Raw genomic sequence first — 20,871 nt, 5'->3', positions numbered from 1 at the left:
TAAAAAAATAACAAAATGCAAGAGCAACAACATCAAATCAAAATCTATGGATTTCTGCAAAAGGTGGTCTATGCTGTGGTTGTATTGGATTGTGCTTCGCTGTTTTATCTGAATGCTAACATCCCTGTAGTTTCCAACTTATTAAAGAACTTCTCAAAGATGAGTTTCATTTATCCTCCCATCAATGCAAAATTTGCCACGGTGATTCTGATAGGACTGGTTGCCGTTGGAACAAAAGCTAAGAAGAAAAAAGATCTCAATATCTATACGAAGATTGGAATTCAATGGTGTTAGGGTTATTTATGATTTTCTCATCCTTGATCTGGCAGAATGAAGCAGGAAATGGAGAACTGCCCAATATTTTCCCCGGACTTAATTTGTATCAAATCATTTATGCAGTTCTTTCTTTTTTAGGAGCAGTTATTCTTCAGATGGGAGCAGACAGCATTTCGAAACTGATGCAGCAGAAAATGGGAAAAGACCGATGGAATGTTGAAGAAGAGTCTTTTGATCAAAACAAAGAACTTGTAAACACGGATACTTCAATTAATATCCCGTATGTTTTCAGATACAATAATAAAACCTACAAAGGCTATATCAATATAGATCCTTTTAGAGGAACTATTGTAATCGGAGTACCTGGTTCTGGAAAATCGTTTGGGGTTATTAATCCTTCCATTCGACAGATGATTGCCAAAGGTTTTTGTCTTTGTATTTACGATTTCAAGTTTCCTGATCTGGCACAGATTGCCTATTACCACTACTTATTGAAAAAAAGTAAAGAATCAGATTACAACTACAGTTTTCATATTATCAATCTGAATGAAGTAGAAAAATCAAGAAGAGTAAATCCGTTTCATAAAAAGTATATTCAAACCTTGGCGGAAGCTCAGGAAATGGCAGAATCAATGGTTTCTTCATTACAAAAAGGAGGTGCAAGTTCCGGAGGTGGTTCCGAAGCTTTCTTTACCCAGTCGGCAATCAACTTTCTTTCATCTTGTATCTACTTTTTTGCCACACTGGAAAATGGTAAATATTCAGACCTGCCACATATTTTATCCTTTATGAACCGCAGCTATAAAGAAATCTTTGATACACTTTTTACCAATGAAGAGATTCTTTCTTTGCTTTCACCATTCAAAACGGCTTATGATAACAAAGCTTTTGACCAGTTGGAAGGGCAAATTGGTACTTTGAAAATATTCCTTTCGCGTTTAGCTACCAAGGAAAGTTTTTGGGTATTCTCAGGAGATGAAGTTGAGCTGAAAATAACGGATAGAGAAAATCCTTCGATTCTGATTTTAGCATCCGACCCGAGTACACAGGATATTAATTCAGCCTTGTATTCGTCAATACTTAATAGGACTTTACGCTTAATCAATTCCAAACATAATTTACCTGGTGGAGTAGTTGGTGATGAGTTTCCAACAATCTACATTCATAAAATTGATAATGTGATCGCAACAGCAAGAAGTAACAAGATAGCTGTTTTATTAGGGCTTCAGGAAATTCCACAGCTTCGACAGTTTTACAAAAAGAAGTTGCCGATACTATATCTGCTATTGTAGGAAATGTTCTTTCCGGTTCTGTAAGAGATAAAAATACCTTGGATTGGCTTGAGAAATTGTTCGGAAAAATTAAACAAAAATCCTATTCCCAATCTATTTCTCAGCAAGGAACATCGACAAGCATCAATGAAAAAATGGACTTTATGATTCCTGCAGGAAAAATTGCTGCACTTAAAACTGGTGAAATGGTTGGAATGTTTGCGCAAGGAGAAGAGAACAGTACTGAGGAATATAAAACTTCTGCAATAAGAGGAAAAATCAATCTTGATATGAAAGCTATTAAGGACGAGGAACAAAACTATGTAGCTATGCCTAATTACTATTCATTCATCGATAAAAAGGGAATCAATCGCAAAGAAGAAGTTCTAATGACCAATTTTAGAAAAATAAATAGAGAGGTGGAACTCATCGTAAACGAAAATATTAAAGATTAATACAATGGGATCAACAATGAAAAATATAATAACAGTGCTGTTTTTAGGTTGCTATTCGTTGGTTTTTACCCAGTTCAATACACTGACTCCTAAAAAGGTTATATCCAACGAAATTCTTAATGAACAAGAAAGTCTTCAGAAACAATCTGCCATCAAAATAGAAAAGAAGCAAAAAAGCATAATTAACAAACTTTTCAATGTCCCAACTAAGAAAAATCTGAAAAAGGAGATTGATTCTTTGAAGACATTAATGCTTCGCTACAATGTATCTAAGATTGAGATAAGTAAAACAGACTCAAAAATTGATAAAGACTCGCTCTTTCTGAAGTATAAAAAGCAATCAGCATATCTGGAGAAACCGAATACGGAAAAGCCTATTAAAAAATTTGATTTCATTGATGAAGAGGAATCTATCTCAAAAATAAGTATGCCACTGGATAGAAAGATAGTGGTTACTTCCCCTTTCGGAAGACGAATGCATCCAATTTTTGGAACAGCCAAAATGCATACGGGAACAGATTTTAAAGCCAACTATGAAAATGTATATGCTGTCTTAGACGGAATTGTAACTGCGGCAGGCTGGGATTCAGGTGGAGGTGGGAATTATATTAAAGTCAGACATTCCGGCACGTTTGAAACGTCCTATCTGCATCTTTCCGAGACCTATTACAGAGCCGGAGAATCCGTAAAAGCAGGTTTCATTATCGCAAAAAGTGGTAATACCGGCAATTCCACAGGTGCGCATCTCCACTTTTCTGTTACTGAAGACGGAAAATACATCAATCCAATTCGATTTCTGAATGATCTTATCAAAGCCAATAATTTAATTGCAGCCTATTATGAAGTAGGAGGCGACTCAAATATCCAATATTAAAATACTTACGATTATGAAAGAACACAATTTACCAACTGATGAACTTAAAAGCTTTGGAATCATTAATGAAGACCTCACATTTTCTAAGAAACTGAGCGATGATGACATTCAGAAGTTTCTTCAAGGATATACCATTGTAGCTGACAATGATAAGAATAGAGCTACTTTCCAGCTCACTGATGATAATACTAAACTAAAGGTCATATTTCTTGAACGTGACAAGAGTCTTTCAAAAATTCTTGAAGACAGCAAGGAAAAAGTTCAGTACACAAATGTAAAAGAGCTTTCAAATGAAAATCCTTCTTTTGAAAAAAAGGCTTTTATCTATGACAGTGAGACAGGAAAAACAGTTGAGTTTGATTTCATCAAAAATGCAACAGAGCTAACTGCCCTCATTGCTGATAAAAAGGATGCGCAGGAACTAAACCGCTATAAAAACGAATTGCTAAAGCTTAAGGGATTTCTACAGAATAAAATTGACCAATATCCTGAAATAGCAAAGGAAATCACAAATGATGTGAACATTGTTTCGAGAGAGATTGGCTCTGTAAGTCGCATTGCTGAAACAGAAAAACAACTTTCAAAAGGAGGTGATTCAGATATTCAACTCAATGTGAATGATAGGGATATGTATGAAGATGCCAACAGGAACAGGGAAGAGCAGGAAGAACAATCTGAAGGACAGGAGAAAAGAAGAGGATTCAGAAGATAAAATCTCAAGAAGCAAACAATTAAAATAATGGAGAATAAATTATCCTGGTTCGACAGAGTGATTACTCCAAAAACCAAAGCTTACAAAGATTTTGAAATAGAAATTAAAAATACTGCTCCCGAAATGTTTTTTAGAGATGGAGAAAGAAGGTTTTCCAATCAGGAAAAAAGATTTATGCAAATCTATAAATCCAGAGAAAGTCAAGTGATTCAGGGATCTGCTTTTATTGTGAATTCCATTTTTAATTCAGATAGTAAAGCGTTGATTAAAACAAATTTTAAAAGCTTTGGCGAAGCTGTACGATTTATTGATAAACAGAGAATCGATGACAGGTTTTTAATAGTACAAGATAATACTGCATTTGTTGAAATAACTATTAGTGACGAAGCGTCCAAACAAAAATTTCTTTCCGATGTCTGGGCAAAAGAATTGGAGAAAGGAACAGATTTAAGTTTTGGAATGACCAATACACAAATTGATGAACAGCACGCCCACCATTACCGGAATTATGAGATTGAAGCAAAAAAATTAGGAATAGAAATTAATCCTCTCATTGAAGAGCTTAACAACAGCAGGGAAAGTAGCGGTCAACTTGATTTGGACGAAAACAATTTCGAATTTGATGACCTGTTTTCAAAAGATGACTTTGATGAAAGTTTGGTTCCTGCATCTGGTCTTCCTGAAGGATGGATTTGGCGCGAGTACGACGATGGGAGCGGTTCTCTGAAAAGTCCAACTGGTAATATTTATTATAGCTATGATTTACAAACCCAAGAATATAAGTCATCCTCATTTGGCAATGGTTGGACTGATATGAAAGATCTTTATGATCGACCGAAAAGTTTGAACGAATTCAAAACCTATGTGGAAAATGACCTGAAGGGAAAAGCTACTCAAAATAATCTTACCCCTAAGCTTTCTGAAGATGAAAAAAATAATCTGCTCAATTACGTACTTATTAATAAAGAAAATGAATTCATCCTAGAAAATCTGCACTTAACAGATAAGCAAAGAAAGAGTTTTTCAGAAAAAGTAGAATTTGGAACGACGGATGGAGATTACACATTAACAAATAAACAATTAGAAAAAATTCCGGATGTACTTGACGGACATCATTTATCAAAGAATGATAAATACGCCTTGGCTTTTGGCTTATTGGAAATACAAGAGAGTGGCGAATCCTATGAATTATTACAAAATGGAGAAATTTTAAAAACCTATCTCAATGAAGATAACTTATCAATATTCAGAATATTAACAGTCAATGATATAAAGTTTAACAATCAAAACCCACACATTATGGAAACGCAACAAGACTTTAACCAAGTAAAATATCTTAAAGACCAAATGAAATATCTCGGTTTTGGGGAAGAGGAAAAACTTCACAAAGATTTAGAAAAAGGCATTAATTCAAAAAAAACAAGAGTTTGAAATTAAGACCAGCTCAGATAAAACCTTACCTGAAAATAAGGTTGATTTTACTTTGAAATTCAATAAGAGTGAAAGCGGAGGTGTTTTTCTTAATTCCTACAATGCAAAATTGACTAATAACAAGAATGAAGAAATCTCTCATAATTTTCCAATCAGTAAGGAGAGTTCATTCACCGCAAAAGAAGCAATTAATCTATTGGAGGGACGCAGTGTCAAAATTGAGTTTCTTAATCCAAAGAGTCAACAAGTAGAACCGGCTTTTGTTCAATTTAATTTCAACGAACCAAAGACTGAGAAAGGAAATTATTACTTCCAGAATTTCTACAAAAACTATGGTGTAGATACGGCTAAGATTGTTGACAAATCTAATCTCGTATTTGACAAACCTGAATGGAAAGAAAGTGCAATAAAATCACTAGAAAAAGGGAATGTATTAAAAGTAAAATTCAAAGAAAATGATCAGGTCATAGAAGGAAAAGCAGTTCTGGATCCACAAAATAGAAATCTTAAACTTTACGATAACGAGATGAACAGGCTTAATACCAACAAACCTTTAGAGGGCTTGGAACAAGATAACAAGCACGATAAAGCCAATGTTAGGGAACAAAGCATTAAAAGATAAAGATTTTACTTACCATAATACCATCGGAAGCGGTAAGTCTATAAGATTTGCCGCTTTTTTATAAACCCAATTGAAATGAAACTAAAATTAATATTTCTACTTAATGCAATTCTATTTACAGTAAGTTCTTGTCACAAGGAAATCGTTTCTGAAAGTGGAGGAATTGATCTTATTTCCAATGTCTATTTTGATGCTTCGAAAGGTTTGGACCAAATGGAAAGTTTTCATTTATCAAAAATAAACTATTCTCAAAATCATTTGATAGAATTGGTTCCCGATACTTCGTTTCCTGACATCAATAAACAAGCTTACTACATCAAAGATTCATTGTACTTTCAGATAGGTCAATCGGAGAATGATATCATATTTTCAGAAATTTCTCAAAAACAAAAACCACTATCGGTTTGGGACAAAAAAGTCGGTGCTATATTTTCAAAGGATTGGATTCTCAACTACAGAAACAGAAGAAATTTGTCTGATACTGTATTGTTCAATAAAAAATTTAAACGCTTTGAAATCAACTCTCCCTGGAATTATACTCGTTTTTACATTTATCCTACAGATACTATTTTACCCTATTCTTTTTATAGACACGCCGAAAAAGACTACCGCGGAAGGTTGGAGCGAATTGATTCTTACAATAAGAAGACAGATATTTTCGTAACCCTTCAGCTGTTACCCAGAAAAAGCTGGGATGATCAGGCAAAAGAATTATTTGAGTTTAACAACTTCGTAACAATCAGAAAAAACAATTGAGTATGTCATTGGATTCTTCAAATTTTAAAGATGATATTTCTGTTATCAAGGGAAGCAAGAATGAGCTTGTTGTATTTGAAAAGGAAACTGATACTCTCTCATTTCTAGAATTATTGAAGTTGAATAATCAAGATAATAACAGAACCCTCATTACGCTTAATTCTGCAAGTAACACGAATAAATTTCTTAATCGATTTAATGATTTTAATGGTAAAATATTTTTGTGTTTGGAAGGGAGCAGGATAGGAGATGCTGCAACGCTTAAAATTCTTATCGAATTTAAAGAGAAAAATATTAAAGATATCCGAAGTATGTATGAGGTCTCCCAAACCGCAAATAAGAATCTGAATGAATATCTACAAAACAAATTAAATCTTCAGAATAAAAATATTAATTTAGTTGAACCAAAAAATTCAGAAGATGCAGAAGTTATCATTAAACCAAAAAGAATTTCCGACACTCAGCACTTGGGATTCGAATTTTCTGGACGAAATTCTGGAGAGTCTCTCCAAAGAAGCGAATCCGAACAAAACGGAGATCACTCAGGAGGACAAACTTTGGGCAGCAACAATGCTGGAAATGGACTTGAAAAGTCAGAACGGAGCAATCTTGGAAACGCAAGGAGAGAATCCGTTGACAGAGCACAACCTGAAAATGTTGAAGAAAATGAAGGAAGAAAAGATATCTTGGACGGAATCGTATCCGGGAGAATTGTATACGATAGAATCGAAAGAAGAGTAGATGATTCTAAAAATATTGAGGAATTAAATTCTCTTATTTCAAAATATAAAGGTCAAAAACTGACCAATGAACAAGTTGCAGAAGTAGTTTCTGCAGCTTGTTTTGTTTCCGAGGACAAAAAAATTACTTTACATCCAAATGTTAAGATCTCTGACGATGTAAAAAATATTTGCAATCAATACAAAAGTGGTGGTACAGCTAAGGAAGGGCGTGGAATTCTTGATGAATATTACACGGATTCAAAGATTGTGGAGGCAATTCGCAATCTTATAAAAGACCAATTCAAAAATCAAAAAGAGATTTCAGCTCTAGAGCCAAGCGTAGGAACCGGAAGTTTTCTTTATGCTATAAAAGATCTCTCTGTAAAAATAAATGTTACAGCTTTTGAAATCAATGATACTACAGCTAAAATTGCCAAAATTTTCCATCCTGAAGCTGACATCAGTCTGCGTTCGTTCGAAACTGAATTTATTAATGACATAGGTCAAAAAACTGACGCAAAAAACTATACTGAAAAGTATAATTTAGTTATCGGTAATCCTCCCTATGGAGAACACCGAGGTCTGTACAAAGGATTAGGAGAAGAACCCAAAATTAGTAAGTACGAAGATTATTTTGTCAAACGTTCTTTAGATTCTTTGAAATCAAATGGTGTTTTGGCAATGGTACTTCCTTCCGGTTGGCTTAACAGGCAGAAGAAGTTAGAGAATGCAGAGATTTTGAAAGCCTACAGATTACCTTCAGGGGCTTTTGCTGGAACTCAGATCGGAACAGATATTATTATCCTTAAAAAATCATCGCTAAAGATCGCTCAGGATATTTCTGATTATTTTGAAAAGAACCCAGAAAATATCTTAGGAGAAATTCGAGAAAAAAGCAATCGTTTTGGAAGAATAGAGAAATATGTCCACGGCAATTTGGACAATGCTTTACATATTCTGAACCGACTCCAAAACAAAAATGAGACAGAAAGAATTGGAAATCTGTTTGAAGATTTTTTTCCTGAGAATACTGATGAGGAAATTAAAAATATAGTCAATGATAAAACGGAAATAGATAACGAAACCGAAAGCGGAGTAGTATTGAATGATGTTACAGACAAAATTACTGAAGTTCTTTCAACCTTACAGGAAATCAAATTTAAATCTCCGGCTGTTGTCAAAGAAATTGAAAAATATTCGAAGCTCAAAGAGCAGATAGAAAAAGATGCTCAATCATTTAATTCCAAAGAGCTAAAGGAGGTTTGTGATAAATCCGAAAAAATAATTCAAACTCAAAAAAGGAAAGACTCAGAATATAAAACTCAAACAAAACCGGAAATCAAGAAAGGGGTGTTAAAATATCTGTTTTCCAAATCTGATGAAGTCGTTAATACTTCTCTTCAAAACAGTTCATCGATTTCCAAAGAACAAATTGAAGCTTTTCGTGATACCAATTATGATGGGACTTTGAATAATTATGGTAAACACTATCAATTTGCCAATTTCATTGATGGAAAATGGGTGCACGATTTTTATTACGCAGAAGGAAATATTTATGCGAAGCTGGAGCAGTTGGAAAAAGATTTTGCTGATAAGTATGCTGTTGGAGGAACCGAAGATCAGTATGATAAGCAAATGAATCTACTTCTTAGTGTTGTACCAATTCCTAAGTCTTTGGATGATATATCCATTAGTCCCAATCACGAATTTGTACACAAATTTGCGCTTGGTCAGGTTGAAAAAGAGCAATATAATAGTATTACGAAACTTGTAGAAACTATAGTTGTAGATTATAATCTTGCTGAAAAGTTCAAAGATTTTGTTGGGAGTTTAGCAAGTGATGCCTTTGCAGGTTCTTCAGCTTGGGAGGTCAAAAGTTTTGTAGACAATGAAACAGTTACCGGCAGTGATAAAGAACGAAACGCTTTGATACGGGAAAGACGTAAAGCTGCAGCAAATGATCTGTTTCAAAAATTCATTCGTGAAGAATTGTCAGATGAATTGAGGGAACGTTTTGTAAAGGACTTCAACAGAAATTTCAATAGCATTTACGTTCCGGATTATTCCAGATTTCCATTGTTTTCTAAAATATTTCAAAATTTCAAAGGGGTAGAACTTAGATTGACTGAAGTTCAGAAAGCGGGAATAGGCAGATTGACAACAAAGGGAGTTGGTTTATTAGCGCACGAAGTTGGTTTTGGAAAAACACTTTCCGGAATATTGTCAATGCACGAAGCGATGGAGCGTGGAAATGCAAAAAGACCTTTGATTATTGTACCCAACGATAGTATTTTAAAACAGTGGGTGGAAACAATATTTGAAACCATTCCAAATGCAAAACTAAATGTGCTAGGTAATCTAGGAAAGGATTATGATCTGTCCAAATTTGATAACAAAGATGGAGAAATCACTATAGTTACTTATGAAGGTTTTAATAATATTGGTTTTTCTGAAAGTATAACCCAAGATTTAGCTTCAAAATTTTCTTACATCTCAGAGAGTGAACTAAGAAGTGTGAACTCCATCAGCGAGAGAGATTTTCAGATAGAATTAGAAAAAGAGAGGGAGTTAGAGGGGAAAATGAAACGTGGGAAAATCTACGATTGGGAAGATTTTGGTTTTGATCATTTGACTTTTGATGAAGTGCACAACGCCAATCATATTGTAGGAAAAGTGAGAATTGAAGATAGAAGATTTGCGTCAGATTTCAGAAGCCAAAATCAACAGACTTCCAAACTCGGTATTAATACTTGGATGGCTTCGCAATACATACAAGATAAGTACGATGGCAGAAATGTTACTCTGCTTTCTGCTACGCCTTTTACTAATAAACCGCTTGAATATTATTCAATTCTATCCTTGATTGCTAATAGACGACTGGAAGAATCTGGTTATTTCAATGTCAATAACTTCTTTGAAACCTTTATGGAGGCGGATACTGATATGGAAATTGATGCGAGAGGAGATGTTAAGTTCAAAGCCAATGTTCGGAGGTTTAAAAATAATTCTTTGTTTCAGCAGCTTTTATCTGAGTTTATTGATATTAAGGGAGAAGAGGATAATCCTGAATTGATCCGTCCTACTAAAATCAATAAAGAGTATAAAATTGAACAGAATGATTTAACTCAAGAACAGTATGATTTACTGAAAGAAAATTTCGAAGAAACTCAAAAGGGAGCAATTTTAACCCATATTCTAAATGCGAGGCTTATTGCAATTTCTCCCTACTTATCTCCTTACTATGATGACGAATTTCCTTCAGTAAAAGAATTTATTGAGAATTCTCCCAAGCTCAATGAAACAATGAATCTCATAAGGCAGAATAAAAAGATATTTCTACTGCTGGACAGATTGTTTATTCTGAATTGGCAGTCTCGGAGTTTCCGAAAATGAAGGAGTATCTTATAACCGAAGTTCTTTATAAGCCAGAAGAGGTGGGTGTCATTACAGGAGCAACGAGCAAACCCAACAGATTGAAAATTCAAGATGATTTTAATTCCGGAAAAATTAAAATCATCATTGGCAGTGAAGCCATTCAGGAAGGTATGAACCTTCAGGAAAATACGACCGATCTGTATATGCTTTCTCTTCCCTATAATTTTACAACCTTGAGACAAGTTGAAGGTCGTGCTTGGAGACAGGGCAACAAGTTTGAAAACGTGAGAATCAATTTTATGCTAACTAATGATAGTATCGATGTGTTTATGCTGCAAAAGTTACAGTCTAAACAAGCAAGGTATTTAGAAGCAATGAAGAAAGGGGCAAATGTATTAGACGTTTCTGATATAAGTACGCAGGAACTAAAGACCTCTATTATTACTGACCCTGAAACCAGAGCAAATATTGAAATTGAACTTTTAAAGAAAAGAATTGAAATTGAAAAGAACAAGCATCTTGCAGATATTGCATTTGTACTCAGAAAACACAATGACTTTCTAAAAGTCAAGGAGATGGTGACTAAAGCCGAAGATTCATATAACAGAATCCTTGGCTATTCTAAAAATGTTGATGGAAATACTGATTACTGGAAAAATCAACTTCCATCTTATCAAAAAACGATAGACTTGGCTAAAGGTGAGGTTCAAAAAACAGTAGAATTATTAGCTGAAAAAGGAATCAATGTTGCAGAAATAGAAGTTCAATCCTTAACCACCGAAGAAAAAATTGCTGAATTAGATAAAAAAATAGAAGAACTTCCTAGTATTCAAGAAAATTTAATTGTTCAGTATAAGAGAGAAAAAGAAGAAAAATTGAGGCTGAATCAAAGTGTAGATAATGTAAAAGAAAGGTCAGGGGAAAATTCGAGTTTATTTTTAAAGAGTGTTAAAAAAAATGACGTTACAAATATTATGAATGACCAACAACTCAAAAATAAAAATAATTTGAAGTTACAAAGTAATACTATATTTAGGAGAAGATAGTTTAAAAATTTGTTGAAGTGAAGTAAAATAACGTTAAAAAACTAGATTCCAGAAGTTGTTAATAAAGAATAGTTTATGCGGTAAAAATCAGTAATGACAATTATTTTATTATGAACATATTTTTTTATGAGCGGGATTTTTCCCGCTCTTGTTCAAGTAAAAATAGTTTAAAGGTAGACTTTCAACTACTCAACTATTCATTTTTTCTTAGAAATAGAAACTACAAACCCGTGTTTTGTATAAAGCCATTTGCTTTAAGTTCTTCTTTAAAGTCATCCAAATATGGAAATCTATTCATAATATCCCTGATTTTTTCATCCATCTCATAATTTATACCTGTTAAAGTATATTTGCTAATGATATAGCCAAGAAAAATATGAAGATTGATATAAAGGTCTTTATCTTCATTGCTTGAGGTTGTAGTGATTAGTCCTCTAATATGATCAAACTTATCCACAATTAAATTTAAGAAAACTTTTCCTGTAGCTGTGTCTTCAGAAAAATTTTCGATTATTATAAAAGCTGCAGTTTTTAAATCATTCAAAATATAGTTATTTAGCAGCCTCTTGCTGAAAAGATAATCAATCATCTTCAATTCCGCTCTCAATATCACGGAAGACTTGAGCTTATGCAGTTCTTGTGTATTTCCTATACCAAATGGAAAATAAGGTGATTCAATGTTTTTTATTTGCGCATTCTCAACAATGTTTTTAAGCAACTTTTCTTTTTGAAGATTATTTATCTGGAGTAAGTATCGCTTGGTATCGGTGGAGTTTGTACTTTCAACAATTACTGTATCTAATGTCATAAATAGATTTGAAAGATTTTTTAATACAGGCATTTTTTTAGTTGCCACAGCTTGTGTTGTTAGTGAATCAATCAGTCGATAATAACTAAAAATGGTATTTACATCCTCGCTGTTACTATATGGATGGTCATAATTATATCTAAAAGTAGCGGGTAAAATTTTTCTAATGACAGTAGCGAAATAATCGATGAAAGTATCTACGATTTCTGCCGCTATAAAATCTTCATTATTTTGCACAGCTCTATTAAAGTAAATTTCTATATCAGTAATAAAGTCAATTCCTTTATAATGCGGACTATTATACTTCAGAAAATCATGCTTCATACCTTCATCTTCTAAAACCCAACGTGTCTGTATAATCCTTTGTTGTGCAGAATTATTTTTTTCTTTTACAGCAAAAGAGAAAAAATCTTTCAAATTATCGGTGAAATTTGCATACAATTGGAGTTTATCACTTGCGTCTTCATTACTTTTAAAAACAGATATGGCTTTCTTATTAATGCTTCTAAGTACAATCTCAAATGTTGTATGATCAAATTCTTTAATTGCTGTTAGTCCAATTTCAGTAATAACTTTGAATGCATTGTTTTCATACTCATCATCGTCAATATTATCATCAAAAAATCGATAAGAAGCAAAGCTGGTTTTGTCAACTGAGTCAAATATAGCTTTAATATTATGTCTGCTTTGAGATGAAGACAGCAAATTAATCATTACCGGAAAAATGCTTAAGATAAGTATTATTGAAAATAGAATACCCTCAATAAATAGAACTTTTCCGTATACAGGAAAAATATTTGGTTCAACACAAGATTTTAGGTAAGAGATTGTGTATATTAAAAATGAAACATTAAGAATGAAAAGTGTAAACATTACCTTAAGATGCTTTCTTCTGAAAAAATCTGTAAAAGCAAATCTTCCAAAATATTTGTTGAAGATCTGAAAGGAAAGCAATGTAAATGAAAATATAATACTTAGTAATACTACTATTGAACGAACTAATGTTTCTAAAATTTCTATGCATATAGAAATCGGGGGAATTCTTTTGGAAATCCAATATTTGTAAGATTACAGAGCATATTTATCGCAATCACCAATAAAAATATGCAAAGTGTTTTCAAATCAATATAAATCACACTTTTAAAGTCAAAATGTATGATTTGATATATTTTATAAAATAAGTGGTTCTTGTACTGAATAAAAAGATCCTTAATAGAGCATTTTTTTTCCTCTTCCTTGTTCATGATTTTAGTTTATGATACTAATATACATAATTGAACACTCTTCAGAAAAATATATTTTATTAATGTTTTAAGTTGTTAATATTTTATATAAAGTAGCGGTAATAAGCTCGCAGTTATTATAGTTTACAATAATAATAGATTTGGAATTAGTAACTTCATCATCTGAGAATGTTTGTATGTTAAAAATATTTTTAATTTTTGTAAAAGTCCGGTTGACGTTCGTATTTACAGATATAAAAATGGCAAACTGAAAATTAAGAAATTTAATACCGTGGTTGAGTTTGATAATATCCTTAGCAACCATTTCATCTGGCTGGCTCTTAGTTTTAATTTCGACTATAAGTTTTTGGTTTTCTGATAATCGGTCAATTTGGCTTTTATGTAAAACTAAATCCGGATTAAAATCATTCTGTTCAATAGTGTATTGCGTTCCAAGATTGCTAATGGTTTCATAAGTTTTTTTTCCTATTTCTCCATTGAACTTTATTCCTTTATATTTTTCCGATTTGAGATTTGAAATAAGTCTTAGTTTATAATAAAGTTCGTATGCAAAAACTCTTTCGGTTTTTTGAATGGTGCCATTGTGTTGCCAGTTGCAATATTCGTTATCAATACTTTTAATTGCAGTGAACAAATCATATAAATATTCAAGATCTTTATCCATTGACCAAATATACATAATTAGAAATCGAGACTTATTTGATAAAATCTTTTTAATACGTTTTCAAAAATGAGTTTATCAATTTTTTGTGCTCCTTGTAGCCCTAACTGTGCTTATAAATTTTTCTATTAAATATAATTTATTCTTCATATCCATTATTAGATTTAAATCCTTGGACAGTTCAAGCATTTCAAAATTCTTATAGTATTCTAAAAAGTTTGGATTGATATGAGCTGATACATTATTTCGTACCTCTACAATTCTAATATCATCATTAACGATTCTTCTAATATCCTTTATCAAATTTACCGCTTGTTTAAACTCATTCTCTAATTGAGGAAAATCACTTTTTATAGTTTTTAAAGTAGGATTTAATTTGTCTAGAGCTATTTTGGTTTCATAAATAATTAGAAACCCCCTTTTAATACTATGAATTTTTTCAAGATCATTCTGAGAGTAATGAATAGCTTTGAGAACTAAACAAAGCTCGAATTGTGCTAAAACAAGGATATATTGAAAATTTGCAAATTCAGTTTTAAAATCTTCGGCCAGCTCAACATCAAGCTCTGTAAGCATTGCATGAACACAATCGTAAGTCGTTAAAATTTTACTCATTAATTCCAAGTGTTCACTTGTAGCTTTAATGTCACTTTCAATGTTTTCAATATTCATTTTGTATATTTTATTAAAATTTATGTAGATAAAATTAGATAGATAAGTAAAAAATCACAAGTATTTTTCAACTTTGGCTTGAACTAATCTTTAAAGTAATATTTTCTCTTTTACTAAAAAAAAATTTCTGAATTCTAATGTTAATAATAGCATTTAATTATTTATTTTTTTTCTGGGCAGCCCTATTTCATGTTCCTGCGGATAGGGCTCTCGGAAAGTTAAGCTTACATCTTCAAGTAGACTATTTTCAACTTCTTTAGATCTATCCTCATCCAAAGAGTATCTGGGATCACTGATTAGTGGCATCTTTGCCATTTTTGTAATAGTAATAGTTGGAAAATGATAATCTACTTCAACTATTCCCAATAAAAGGTAGATGCCACCTTCTTTGAAAGGAAAACTTCTTAAACTATCTGGAAAATGTGCTGTATCAAAATATTGACCTTCTGCGTCAACCCACGTTCCAAAATACATATCATATTTCTTACCCGGATGATTTTTCATTCGAATTGGAACATGCTTCCGAGAAATTAGATATGCTAACATTTTAACTTGCTTCTTATGATATTTCAGGAGGTCTTTAACCAAAACATGACCTCTGTATTTAGTTTTCAATAAATCAAAAATAGAGTAGGAGACAGGGAAACCTAATATTTCAATTTCATCGAAGGCATCCTCAAAAGGATTTCTCTCAATGACAGGCAATTCATAATTTTTTTGAGGCTCTTCGAACAATGATATAATCTTTGTTTTATATTGATTCTTAGATAAAAGAAATCTCGCTTCAATCAATAGTTCGTGTTTCTGCTTTCCAGTAAATCTGAAAGCTCCAACAAAAATTAATATTTGTAAAGTTTCAATACCGATATTTATCCTTTTGACAAAATCTTCAAGTGATCTGTAATTTCCGTTTTCTTTTCTTTCTTCAGGAATAAAAATTTTTATAGATGCTTCCAGTCTTTCGATATGCATTAATCCTAAATAAACATCCGTTTCATATACTGTTGTATGAAATTCGCTGAGGTTAATACAGGGATTATGAACCTTAGCTCCGGCCATTTTCGCTTCGTGAACATAAACTTCTGTTCTGTAAAATCCGCCTCCATTATTGATGGCTGAAACCATAAACTCAATAGGATAGTATGCTTTTAAATATAGACTTTGATAACTTTCCACAGCATATGAAGCAGAATGAGCTTTACAGAAAGAATAACCCGCAAATGATTCAATCTGTCGGTAAACTTCCTGAGATAATTGTTCAGGATGCCCTATTTTCTTACAGGATTCAAAGAAGTCATCTTTTAATTTTTGTAAAGCAGAAAGAGACCGTCCCTTACCGCTCATGGCTCTTCGTAAGACATCACCATTAGCTGCTGAAACTCCCCCAAAGTGCATTGCAATTTTTATAACATCTTCTTGATATACCATAATGCCATAGGTTTCACCCAATTCTTTTTCAAATACTTCGTGGAAGTATTCAAATTGTCCAGGATGATTGTGCCGAAAGATATACTCACGCATCATTCCGCTCTGTGCGACTCCAGGACGTATAATTGATGAAGCGGCGACCAGTACTTTATAATTGTCACATTTCAGTCTTCTTAAAAGCCCACGCATTGCTGGTGATTCAATATAAAAACACCCTATGGTTTTTCCAATGCTTAGATATTCATTGCATTTTATTTCATTTTTTGAGATTCTGGTATCCTCAATATCTACAATGATTCCTCTTTTTTCTTCAATTAAATTTACTGTGTCCTTAATTGTACCTAACCCTCTTTGCGAAAGAATATCAAACTTCTCTAAACCGATATCTTCTGCAGTATGCATATCGAATTGTACAATGGGAAATTCTTTTGGTGGAAACTCTAGTGCAGAGTAGTTGGTGATGGGTTCTTCAGAAATCAGAATTCCGCAGGAGTGCATACTTCTTTGATTAGGAAAGCCTACCAGTAGTTGCTCAAATTTATAAATCTCCTGATGCACGATTGAATTCTGGTTGTGTTGTTCTTTAGTTTGTTTTGAAAGTTGATCCAGCTCATCTTTAGGCAGACCAAATACTTTTCCCAGTTCTCTGAATCTCGATTTTCTTTTAAATTCTACATTAGTTCCGCAAAAAGCCACGTGGTCTTTTCCATATTTATCAAAGATATATTCCAAAATGGTATCTCTATTTTTCCAACTCCAGTCTATATCGAAATCGGGAGGTGATTTACGGTTAAGGTTAAGAAAACGTTCAAAATACAAGTCCAGCTCAAGAGGACATATATCTGAAATTCCAAGACAATAAGCTACAATACTATTAGCACCGCTTCCTCTGCCAACGTGCATAAAACCCATACTATTACTGTATTGAATAATATCCCAAGTAATCAGAAAATAACCACAAAAATTCAGTTGGTCAATCACAGCCAGTTCTTTTTCAACTCTTTCAACTGCCTGCTTGTTACTATAAGAATATCTTCGAGTCAAACCTTCATATGCCAGCTGGGATAGTAATTTAAAATCATTCTCCCTACTGTCAGTATAATGCTTTTTGTTCTTCGGGGTTTTAAATTCAAAATCAAAACTACATTCATTGACTACATATTTAGTATTTTCAATAATTTCAGGATAATGTTCGAATTGATTCAAGAGTTTTTTTTACCAATAAAAGACTCATTTTTTCTACAATAATCTTTTTCAATCAGTTTAGTAAAAAGAATATTACCGTCAATTGCTCTTAATACTTTATGAAGTTCGTATTCCTCTTCAGTTTTAAAAGTTATCGGATGCAAGATGATCATTTTATGAATTAATGACTTTAATTCAGGATTTATTAACAGATTTATTTCATTTTCTCTTATTCCAATAAACTCGTGATCCAATAGTTTTTCGGGGATACTTTGTAAAGAATAAATTACAAAACAATTTTCTATCGGAGGGTTTACTTTTGGTATTTCAACACCTTCACAATTATAATTGGTCAACAATCTGTTAACTTCTGCAATGCCTTTAGGATTTTTTGCGAGACATATATAATATTGCTCATTTTCAACCCTTACATCAACCCCGACAATTGGCTTGATATTCTTTTCCTGGCACAATTTATAAAACTGATAAATTCCTGTTACAGTATTTATATCTGTTAATGCTAAAACTTTCAGCTTATAGTCAACAGCAAGTTGAACCAAATCTTCAACAGAAATAGTCCCATAACGTAAGCTGTGATAAGTATGGCAATTTAGAAACATAAGCAGTTTATTAATTTATAAGACCTGATGCTCTTCCTACGCTTTTAATTCCAAAACGATCTTTGATTTTGTCCATAGTTTGATATAATGATATCAGCTCTTCTGTATCTTCAAAAAGATTCATCTGATGGTTTCCGTGAACAAGACCTGTAAACTTGACTCCCACAAGACGAATTCTCATCCTTCTAGTATATACTTTTTTAAACAGTTCCAATACATATTTCAGTAGGGTATGATCCGCTGAGGTATATGGAACTTTGCATTGTTTAGTCTCCGTATCAAAATTGGAATATCGGATTCTTACAGAGACCGTTGAAGTCAGCCATTTTTCGTTTCTCAATTGATAACAGAGTTGTTCAACCATTCCAGAAAGAATACTTCTGATATTTTGAAAATCAATAGTGTCTTCTGCGAAGGTTGTTTCGGTAGAAATGGATTTTCTTTCAGAATATTCTATAACAGGATTATTGTCAATACCATTAGCCTTTTTCCAAAGCTCTGAACCATTTTTACCAATCAATTGCTGTAAAACATCAACAGGCATTTTAGAAAGTGTTTCTATTTTTCTTATACCTAGCCTTGAAAGCAATTCGAAAGTGACATCACCAACCATTGGAATTTTTTTGACCGAAAGAGGATTCAAAAAAGGCTGAATATTCTGTGTTTTTAATTCTAATTTTCCGGTAGGCTTCGCCTCTCCTGTTCCAATTTTTGAAACTGTTTTATTAGTTGAAAGTGCAAAACTGATAGGAAGTCCAGTATTTTTCATTACAGTATCAGCAATCTCCGTCGTCCACTGATAGCATCCAAAAAATTTATCCATTCCGGATAGGTCGAGATAAAATTCATCTATGCTGGCTTTTTCCATTACAGGTACTTTTTCCTGAATGATTTCTGTTACTATATGTGACATATTGGAATAATATTCCATATCGCCTTTTATTACCTGAGCTTCGGGACATAAGCGTAAAGCCATTCGTATGGGCATAGCAGAACGTACTCCAAATTTTCTAGCTTCATATGAGCAAGAGGCTACCACACCACGATCTCCACCTCCTATGATGATAGGCTGTTTCTCCAATACGGAGTCTCTCAGCCGCTCACAGGAAACAAAGAATGTATCCAAATCCATATGTGCAATTGCTCGATTCATTTGACAAAATTAGTCACGTTTTTAAACAATTTTTGTATTTTTGTTGTCATAAATTATGACAAAATCAATTTTTGCAGATAACATCGTGTTTTTGAGAGGTCAAAAAAATTTAACCCAGCATAAGTTGGCCGATGAGCTTATCCTTACAAGATCAAGATATGCTTCCTATGAATATGGGAATGCAGAGCCTCCTATTGAGGCATTAATTAGAATATCTAAATACTACAATATCAGCATTGATCTATTAGTTACGGTTGATATAAGGAAATATCCTTTGGACAAGCTGGTAGATTTGCCTGGAAATAAGATATTACTTCCGGTAATAGTAGATTCGGAAGGTAATAATTTTATTGAAATTGTGCCACAAAAAGCTTCTATGGGCTATTTGAAAGGATTTAGTGATCCTGAGTTTATTGAGAGTCTTCAAAAAATGCAATTACCTTTTTTAAAAAATGGAAAATACAGAGCATTTATGGCCGATGGTGATTCAATGCCACCTTTTGCAGACCAATCCATCATTATAGGAGAGTATGTAGAAAAACTTGAAGATCTGAAATCGAATAAGGAATATATTTTTGTTACCAATGAAGGAATTACTTACAAGACTTTTTTGAAAAAGAATAAAAAATTTATCACGGTATCAGCGGATAATTCATTTTATGAGCCATATAATATTCCATTGGAAGATATTGCTGAAATATGGCGGTATGTAAGAGGAATTTTACCTCAAGATTACAAACCATATTCTTTTCCTGATGAAGCCAATTTGAAAAATTTAGTAGCGGAAGCGAAGAAAAGTATCAGTAATCTAGAAAGCAGTATTCTAAAAATGAATCAATAAAAAACTCCCCCGAAAGGAAGTAAAAACACAAATGATGAAAAAAATCCCAAATAAATGGGATAAACCAAATATAAATATTTTAAATAAAAATTACAATGAGCCAGCTGAGTTTATTTGATGCAGAAGAGTTTTATGAATTTCCAAAAGACCTTTTGGAATACAAAGAAAATTTTCTGAGTAAGGTAGAAGCTGATCTTTTAAAAGATAAATTGCTCCAAAATACTCCTTGGGAGCAGCGCACACAGAAAATGTACGACAAAACAGTTTTGACTCCACGTCTTACTGCGTGGTATGGAGATTCAAAGTCGTATGATTTAGATGGAAATGTATCTGGTACCAATCCTTGGACTCCTGAATTATTATCATTAAAAGAAAAAATTCAGAATCAGTTTGGTTATCAATTTAATGGTGTTCTATTAAATCTTTATCGCGATAACAATGATTCAGTTGCCTGGCACAGAGATAAGGAAAGCAGATATGGAAAATATCCGGTAATTGCTTCCATTAGCTTAGGACAAACAAGAAATTTTGATTTTAGAAAAAAGATCATCATCAAAGCAAATACAGCCTACCTCTTCCTAATGGATCTTTACTTATTATGAAAGGTGATCTCCAGGAAAATTGGGAACATCGGATTGCTAAATCTACTATACTAATGAAAGAGCGTATAAACCTGACTTTTCGCTTTCTGCTGTAGATTTTATAATTTTAAAAACGGT

Annotated in this window: 12 protein-coding genes and 3 pseudogenes; 10 read left to right on the top strand and 5 right to left on the bottom strand. The window is 32.8% G+C overall.

Going from position 1 to position 20,871, the window contains the following annotated elements; translation table 11 throughout:
• Positions 1 to 15: 15 nt before the first annotated feature.
• The 8 genes and pseudogenes from H5J24_RS16615 to H5J24_RS16580 all read left to right on the top strand — a co-directional run bounded on the left by H5J24_RS16615 (position 16) and on the right by H5J24_RS16580 (position 11,540).
• Positions 16 to 2,002, top strand: a pseudogene (locus H5J24_RS16615) (type IV secretion system DNA-binding domain-containing protein).
• A gap of 16 nt (positions 2,003 to 2,018) precedes the next feature.
• Positions 2,019 to 2,876: a M23 family metallopeptidase gene (locus tag H5J24_RS16610; RefSeq protein WP_228407593.1), complete on the top strand. Its 858-nt coding sequence runs from the start codon at positions 2,019 to 2,021 to the stop codon at positions 2,874 to 2,876.
• A gap of 13 nt (positions 2,877 to 2,889) precedes the next feature.
• Positions 2,890 to 3,588 (top strand): hypothetical protein, encoded by a 699-nt coding sequence (locus tag H5J24_RS16605; RefSeq protein WP_068941753.1) that lies wholly within the window; start codon positions 2,890 to 2,892, stop codon positions 3,586 to 3,588.
• Positions 3,589 to 3,645: 57 nt separating this feature from the next.
• Entirely contained in the window at positions 3,646 to 5,019 is a 1,374-nt protein-coding gene (locus tag H5J24_RS16600; protein WP_232815702.1) for a hypothetical protein, read from the top strand.
• Positions 5,020 to 5,071: 52 nt separating this feature from the next.
• Entirely contained in the window at positions 5,072 to 5,641 is a 570-nt protein-coding gene (locus H5J24_RS16595; protein WP_232815701.1) for a DUF6449 domain-containing protein, read from the top strand.
• Positions 5,642 to 5,716: 75 nt separating this feature from the next.
• The gene (locus tag H5J24_RS16590) at positions 5,717 to 6,397 is read left to right on the top strand and encodes a hypothetical protein (protein ID WP_068941758.1); all 681 of its coding nucleotides are present in this window, start codon (positions 5,717 to 5,719) and stop codon (positions 6,395 to 6,397) included.
• Positions 6,398 to 6,399: 2 nt separating this feature from the next.
• A complete protein-coding gene (locus tag H5J24_RS16585) occupies positions 6,400 to 10,512 on the top strand; it encodes an SNF2-related protein (RefSeq protein ID WP_232815700.1) in 4,113 nt (1,370 codons plus the stop codon).
• Positions 10,509 to 11,540 (top strand): helicase-related protein, encoded by a 1,032-nt coding sequence (locus H5J24_RS16580; protein ID WP_232815699.1) that lies wholly within the window; start codon positions 10,509 to 10,511, stop codon positions 11,538 to 11,540. The genes H5J24_RS16585 and H5J24_RS16580 overlap by 4 nt, the downstream gene beginning before the upstream one ends.
• A 220-nt stretch (positions 11,541 to 11,760) precedes the next feature.
• Here H5J24_RS16580 and H5J24_RS16575 read toward each other — a convergent pair whose 3' ends face one another.
• From H5J24_RS16575 to dinB, 5 genes and pseudogenes are all read right to left on the bottom strand, one after another.
• Positions 11,761 to 13,221 (bottom strand): hypothetical protein, encoded by a 1,461-nt coding sequence (locus H5J24_RS16575; RefSeq protein ID WP_232815698.1) that lies wholly within the window; start codon positions 13,219 to 13,221, stop codon positions 11,761 to 11,763.
• 438 nt (positions 13,222 to 13,659) lie between these two features.
• A complete protein-coding gene (locus H5J24_RS16570; protein ID WP_068941763.1) occupies positions 13,660 to 14,256 on the bottom strand; it encodes a hypothetical protein in 597 nt (198 codons plus the stop codon).
• 75 nt (positions 14,257 to 14,331) lie between these two features.
• On the bottom strand, positions 14,332 to 14,925 hold the full coding sequence (locus tag H5J24_RS16565) for a hypothetical protein (protein ID WP_068941765.1): 594 nt from the start codon (positions 14,923 to 14,925) through the stop codon (positions 14,332 to 14,334).
• 153 nt (positions 14,926 to 15,078) lie between these two features.
• Positions 15,079 to 18,158: pseudogene (locus H5J24_RS16560) on the bottom strand (DNA polymerase III subunit alpha).
• 10 nt (positions 18,159 to 18,168) lie between these two features.
• A complete protein-coding gene (dinB, locus tag H5J24_RS16555) occupies positions 18,169 to 19,311 on the bottom strand; it encodes a DNA polymerase IV (RefSeq protein WP_068941769.1) in 1,143 nt (380 codons plus the stop codon).
• Positions 19,312 to 19,366: 55 nt separating this feature from the next.
• Between dinB and H5J24_RS16550 the strand changes: the two genes are divergently transcribed.
• Complete coding sequence (locus tag H5J24_RS16550) at positions 19,367 to 20,152, top strand: XRE family transcriptional regulator (RefSeq protein WP_068941771.1); 786 nt, start codon at positions 19,367 to 19,369, stop codon at positions 20,150 to 20,152.
• 95 nt (positions 20,153 to 20,247) lie between these two features.
• Positions 20,248 to 20,849, top strand: a pseudogene (locus tag H5J24_RS16545) (alpha-ketoglutarate-dependent dioxygenase AlkB family protein).
• The last annotated feature ends 22 nt before the right edge of the window (positions 20,850 to 20,871 follow it).

This window comes from Chryseobacterium capnotolerans (assembly GCF_021278965.1).
Taxonomy (GTDB): Bacteria; Bacteroidota; Bacteroidia; order Flavobacteriales; family Weeksellaceae; genus Chryseobacterium; species Chryseobacterium capnotolerans.
This window is presented reverse-complemented; position numbering and strand designations above follow the sequence as displayed.